This is a genomic window from Acetobacterium sp. K1/6 (genome assembly GCF_034438075.1).
GTDB classification, from domain to species: domain Bacteria; phylum Bacillota; class Clostridia; order Eubacteriales; family Eubacteriaceae; genus Acetobacterium; species Acetobacterium carbinolicum.
On the sequence record NZ_JAXQGA010000042.1, the window covers coordinates 1 to 6,213 of the forward strand.

The 6,213-nt window shown below is 42.3% G+C and carries 5 protein-coding genes and 1 pseudogene; 4 read left to right on the forward strand and 2 right to left on the reverse strand.

Going from position 1 to position 6,213, the window contains the following annotated elements; translation table 11 throughout:
- Positions 1 to 633 precede the first annotated feature (633 nt).
- Complete coding sequence (locus tag U2P91_RS17455; RefSeq protein WP_111886418.1) at positions 634 to 1,095, forward strand: response regulator; 462 nt, start codon at positions 634 to 636, stop codon at positions 1,093 to 1,095.
- The gene (locus tag U2P91_RS17460; protein WP_242988729.1) at positions 1,059 to 2,186 is read left to right on the forward strand and encodes an HD domain-containing phosphohydrolase; all 1,128 of its coding nucleotides are present in this window, start codon (positions 1,059 to 1,061) and stop codon (positions 2,184 to 2,186) included. Before U2P91_RS17455 ends, U2P91_RS17460 begins: the two co-directional genes overlap by 37 nt.
- A gap of 635 nt (positions 2,187 to 2,821) precedes the next feature.
- Here U2P91_RS17460 and istB read toward each other — a convergent pair.
- Positions 2,822 to 3,586 carry an IS21-like element helper ATPase IstB gene (gene istB, locus U2P91_RS17465; RefSeq protein WP_111886416.1) on the reverse strand — a complete coding sequence of 255 codons (765 nt, stop codon included), beginning with the start codon at positions 3,584 to 3,586 and terminating at the stop codon, positions 2,822 to 2,824.
- Positions 3,576 to 5,102: an IS21 family transposase gene (istA, locus tag U2P91_RS17470; RefSeq protein ID WP_371414184.1), complete on the reverse strand. Its 1,527-nt coding sequence runs from the start codon at positions 5,100 to 5,102 to the stop codon at positions 3,576 to 3,578. Before istA ends, istB begins: the two co-directional genes overlap by 11 nt.
- Positions 5,103 to 5,274: 172 nt before the next feature.
- Here istA and U2P91_RS17475 point away from each other — a divergent pair.
- Both U2P91_RS17475 and U2P91_RS17480 read left to right on the forward strand, forming a co-directional pair.
- Positions 5,275 to 5,622, forward strand: a pseudogene (locus tag U2P91_RS17475) (ATP-binding protein); the annotation flags it as partial.
- Entirely contained in the window at positions 5,615 to 5,944 is a 330-nt protein-coding gene (locus U2P91_RS17480) for a hypothetical protein (protein WP_111886413.1), read from the forward strand. The pseudogene U2P91_RS17475 and the gene U2P91_RS17480, both read left to right, overlap by 8 nt.
- Positions 5,945 to 6,213 lie beyond the last annotated feature (269 nt).

Genomic DNA, 6,213 nt, shown 5'->3' on the forward strand with positions numbered 1-6,213 from the left:
CTCTTGATTATATGACGCCGATTGAATTCAAAACAGCAGACCTTAAAAAAGTTGTCTGAAAAAGTGTTGACAATCCAACATCTTCATTTTCTAAAATAATTCTTTTGAACTTTTCCTTGTCCATTTTAATTAACCTCTCTCACCTTATCGATTCTCACAAACTATTTTTCTAGTAAAATTAGCCATAATATAAGCATTACGCATACAATTGGACTGACAAAAGCCCTTTCTGATTTCATCGAGAGGTCGGACTTCTTCATCCCCAAAAGTGTTCACTAAAGGCAACCGAAACAGCACCTTTAACCTGACAGAATCCCTTTGAGTAAATCATTGATCCTGATGATGCCCTAATTAAAAGGAAAATTTCCAGATCGTTTCACATTATATTCATACCCTAAAATTTAATGTTCACACGATTATTATTACAAACGGCCTGAAATTAATTAATGGCCTATAAAATCTGAAAAGGGTGTTAAAGTGATTAAAAGAGTCTAAACAAGAAGTTGAAAGGATATAAAACGGAGAACTAATTTAGAAAACTGTGCCATTGTTATAAAGTGTAATACCTATGAAAACACGAAATATAAAATCATAATATAACCCGATGCAACTACAATATAAGGAGGGTTAACGATGTTGGAATTAGACCGGATTTTATTGGTTGAAGATAATCTCAATGATGTGGAATTAACATTAGTGGCACTGGAAGGAAGCAATCTTGCAAGTAAGGTAGATGTGGTCAACGACGGTGCCGAAGCACTTGAGTATCTTTTCTATCTGGGTAATTTTGCCAACCGGGAAAGCGGTAATCCAGTGGTGATAATCCTGGATCTCAAGCTTCCGAAAGTGGACGGCCTTGAAGTACTAAAACAAATCAAGGAAGAACCGAAACTACATCTGATTCCGGTTGTGATATTAACCTCCTCAAATGAAGAAACGGATATCTTGAGGGGTTATAAACTGGGTGCGAACTCCTACGTGGTTAAACCCCTCGAATTCCCGCTCTTTGTCAAGGCAATAAAAGAATTGGGATCATTCTGGAAGCCAACAATGCCGCCATCAAAAACTATGGGTACAGCCGGGAAGAATTCCTGACAAAGAGTATCTTCGAATTGTGTGGTTCAAACAAAGAGAAAATAATTATTAATGAAATAAAAAAAGGAAATCAAGAAGGAATCATTTTTGAAACGATTCATTTTCGAAAAGATGGTTCTGCTATGGAAGTTGAAATAAATTCGCATGGTTCTTTATTGGAGGGTAAGCAAATTCTGCTCAGTATTGTCCGGGATATCACGGCCAGAAAATTTGCCGAAAATGCCTTGATAAAGAGCGAGAATGATTACCGGACGCTTGTCGATAATGCCCCTGATATCATTGCCAGACTGGATCGGTCTTACCAATTTGTTTATTTTCACAACCGCTCCCAAATTGATTTAAATGTACCAACACAGTTGATGATTGGTAAAACATTCATCGACCTGGGTATTTGTAATGCAGATTATAAAAAGCTTAAAAGTGTGATCCAATGGGTGTTTGAAAATAAACATGAGAAAAACACTGATTTCGAACTCAGTACCGCCACAGGCATTCAGTATTATAACACCATCATTGTACCGGAGTTAAATAAAAATGGCAGCGTTTCAACGGTATTAAGTATTTCACGTTCAATCACCGAAACCGTATTGGCACAGAAGGCAATGGCTGCTTCACTGGAGAAATACAGGAAACTGCTGGATGGGATTGTCACGGCATTGTCCGCAGTCGTGGAGGTTCGGGATCCTTACACCAGCGGACATCAAAACCGAGTGAGTAAACTGGCGACAACCATGGCAATCCAACTTAATTTAGATGAAGATGCTGTGGAAACCGTACGAATAACCGGTTTGCTCCACGATATCGGGAAGATGTATGTACCGACTGAACTACTTGTAAAACCGACCAAATTGTCTCCCCTGGAGTATGAGATTATTAAAATTCATTCTGAGGCGGGATACAATATTTTAAAATCGGTTGATTTTACCGGGCCAATTGCAGAAATCGTATACCAACATCATGAAAGGATGGACGGCTCGGGGTATCCCCGGAAACTTAAAGCCGGGGAAATATTAATAGAAGCAAGGATTATCAGCTCTAATCCACTCGGCTATCAAGAAAAACTAGTAACTGAAAAATCATTGTTACATTAGTTGAATAAAATATTGTAACGTTGCGGCGATCCGTGATGGCCAGGGGAGCGGACCCTCGCGCACAGACTGCTCAATTACCAATTCAATTTGCAACCGTTTATTTCAACTTATCTAATAAATTAAAATGCGAATGAAAAAAGTTCTCGTTTTAATTTGTACTAAATATTGACATAGAACCACATTAAAATCATGAATAAACAGATCATTTTTTTGTTCAAGGGCAGATGGATAGCCTCGGCTGATTAAGGCAATATTATTGCCAAAATTCGGAGCCATTCTTAAAAATCCTTTGGCTTGGAGATCTCTCGGTAACCACAGATTAACTTTATTTCACACCTCAATTCTAAATATAAAAAAAGCCACCCACAATATATAGGTGACAATAAAATCGATAAAATGGCGTGCCCTGGGCGTACCCTACCGTATGTACGACAATTATTAGAGAATTAAAGAGCTTTCATGAAGAATGATTTATTCTTTATCCATTATTTAATAATCCATTCTGTTTTTTGCAAGAACTTTTTGCAGAAAGTTGCAAGTTAAAAATACAGAATGTTGCATTATGGAAAATCCATAGTTTTGCAAGCTAAAATGCGAAGCGATTTCGTTAAAAATCAAAGCATTGCGAGCATGTTTTATTGTTTTTTCAATTGATTGTCTGAGATTGAACGATACAACTCATTGATGCTGGATTCCCGCATGCGGTTACTGGGACCCGGAAACATAAGCAGGTGGCAGTGGTGAAGCAGCCGATCCAGCATAGCAGCCGTCATCTGTTCATCATAAAGCACATTGACCCATCGGGAGAATTCCAGGTTGGTATTGAGAATAATGGTCCGGCGTTCATAACAGTCGGATATGATTTCGAACAGGAGCTGTGCTCCCGTTCGATCCAATGGAACATAACCATATTCATCCAGGATAATCACTTCCGCTTTGTTCAGCCTTTTCAGAAAAGCGGTCAGGGTGCCAGCCGTTTTGGCTTCGGACAGTTTATTCACCAGGGCCGCCGTCCGGAAGAATTTCACCGGGATTCCCTGCCGACAGGCAGCGACGCCGAGAGCGGTTGACAGCATGGTTTTACCGGTTCCGGTGCCGCCATACAGGATGAGATTCTTCTTTTCGTGGATAAATGCCAGGGATTTCAGGCTTTCCGGGGTCAAATCCGAAGGCAGGGTGATTTCATCAAACCGATACCCTTCAAAGGTATTGATCGCATAGAAACCGGCACTGTTCACCAGTTTCTCGGTACGAGTGGTATTTCGGTAACGAAGTTCTTCACTGGGTAGCTGATACAGATATTCCTGGTGATTACTGCCTTCGGTGGTTTGTGCCAAATCAGCCAGATTGCGACTGAGGCGAAGCTTGCGGCAGCATTCGGCGATTTCTTTATCCAACACGACCGTCAACCCCCGTTCCCTGAAGCAACACATCATAAGCCGTCAGATTGGGCTGCATCGGGGTCATCTTTGGAATACCCAGAGGGAGTGTCATGGCCGGTAGCTCGGGGATATCGGAATACAGCCGCCGGTAAAGATTGGAAAGACTGCCGGCATCCCTCGCCTGATAGGTAATCGCATGATTAACGGTATTCACGGCACTGTCAAAACCAGTGCGGTCGGTCAACTCAGAAAGAAGCTTGAGGACCTGTCCAACTTCGCTGCTTGAACAGGTGGTCAGATAGGTTTGTATGGATTCCGGCATCAGTTCATAGATGCCGGTGTATTTAAGGGCTCGGGGTCGTAGGGATAATTGTTTCAGATAGGGCAGCCAGTCCATCTGCTCTTGTCGGTTATCCCCGTAAAGACGCCGATGGCGAACAATCTCACGAAAATTCTCATCCTGAATAATCACCATCGACGACGTTAACACCAGATGAACCGGGCACTGGGCATACTTTGGAGCCACCGAGTAAGCATGCTGCCTTTTGTTCAGATAAACCTTGGCCCAATTGTCGGCTTTGAGGATTTGATGACCGGTGAGGTCAAAACGAATCACGGGCAGTTCATGACAGGCCTTGAGATCCGCCTGAAACCGCTCCTCGATGGTTTCATCATAGCGATAATGGCCCCTTCGGGAATCCTTCTCACACTCTGAAAGCAAATGTCGATTATAATCCGAAAGTGATAAAAAGTGGGGAACCGGTACCATGAAGTTGCGGCGTTGATACCCAACCTTATTTTCAACATTTCCTTTTTCATGGCCAGCACCGGGATTCATAAAAACTGCTTTGAAGCAGTAATGCTCCCGAAACCGTTCGAATTTATCAGTCAGGTTACGCCCCCCACCACGGATGATCTCCGTAACAATGACTTTCGTGTTATCAAACCAGAGTTCCCCCGGAACACAGCCAATGTGGCGGAATATGGCATCCAGTCCTTCCAGCAGGCATTCCATATTTTCACCGTAGAATAGTTGCAGGTAGCCTTTGTTGCTGTAAGGAAAAGAGACCTCCAGGTATTTTCCAGTCAATTTTCGGCCATTTTCATAAAAATCAGCCGTGCCAAAATCAACCTGTGCTTCCCCGGGTTGATGCACTAGCGGCAGATAGGCCTGTTTGTTTTGTTTGAAAATTTCCCGGTGCTTCACCGCATAATAAGCGGCTACTGTTCGATAGGAACAGTCAAAACCAGTCACCTCAGAAAGCAGGCGATGAAACACCCGTTTAGCAGTATGTCGCTGTTTTCGCGGAGCTGATTTATCCTCAATAAGCCAGGAATCGATGACTGCTTTATAGGGGTCAAGCTTGGGACAGAATTTTTTATTGACCGCCGGCTTGGGTACCGGTTTATTAAAATCGTTCTGATCAATGTACTTACGTACCGTACGCCAATCAAGTCGTAGCGCTTCTGCGATTTGTGAAACATTTTCCCCTTTCTCATAAAATCGAAATCTGATATCATGTATTTGATCCATTGTGAGCATTCTCCATTTCCTCCTTGTTCTTTGGTCAGATACAAGGATAATTGATTTGATTTTTGCCCGCAATGGATTTTGCAATATTATGCATTTTCCAACTTGCAATACTATGGATTTTTGCTTTGCAACTTTCTACATTTTTATTTTACAATAAACATTAAGTGTTGCCAAGGGTTGTGGCACTTTCAGAAAGACCATCAAATCCTACCAGAAGGTTGAACTGCTGATTCTCGATGAATGGCTGATCCGCACCTTGGAACCACAGGAAGCCTATGATCTGCTTGAGATTGTCGAAACCCGCTGTAAGGAAGGTTCCATTATCTTCTGCACACAATACGAGATGGAAGGCTGGTATGAACGCATCAATCCCGATCCGGATAATGACAGCCCGATATCTGAAGCCATCATGGATCGCATCATTCACAATGCCTATGACATCCGGATTGGTGGCAAAATTTCGATGCGGGAACGGCGCAGCTTCAAGACTTCTTCCAAAAGCGGTGCAAGCCATGGTTGATCAGAATAATCGCTTTTACAGCTGCGACTGCGATTGCCAATACGAATTCTGTCAGTTGATTGATGATCTGATAAAAGATATTCAACATCTGGAATCTGAAACGGTCAGAACCCGTTATGAGCTGAGCCGTCATCTTACATATCCTTATAATGAGTATCTCAGAAGCGACATTCTCTCCGATCTGGGCAGGCGATATAGTGATCATCCCACATACCAGATCTATATTCAGTTGTTATATAATAACCAGGATCCCATGGAAACCGATGAGTGGTGCGAACATATCTGTCGTCTTGCTCATGGCCACAATGATTCTGAGTATTAGCATTTAGTTATTAATGGTTCAGCTTCCGCGAGGGTGGATCTTACCCTCCGTGAAGTTGGGTCGAAATGTCCGTGCAAATGGAGTTTGCCGGTCGGAATATACACCAGCATCATCAGCTGCTCTACCCCTCCTAGTGATGTACCATACATGAAATATCTTGACATTGTTCTCAGTCCTTTCTTCTTACTTTTGTGGATAGGCTATACTTAACTGGACAGATTTACTAAGGTCATATAAACTAAATCCATAAAATGAAGGAGAACCAATAT

Excerpts from the sequence above, each read along its gene's own strand:
- U2P91_RS17455 (WP_111886418.1), top strand. The coding sequence starts at position 634 with ATGTTGGAATTAGACCGGATTTTATTGGTTGAAGATAATCTCAATGAT.
- istA (WP_371414184.1), bottom strand. The coding sequence starts at position 5,102 with ATGGATCAAATACATGATATCAGATTTCGATTTTATGAGAAAGGGGAA.
- U2P91_RS17480 (WP_111886413.1), top strand. The coding sequence starts at position 5,615 with ATGGTTGATCAGAATAATCGCTTTTACAGCTGCGACTGCGATTGCCAA.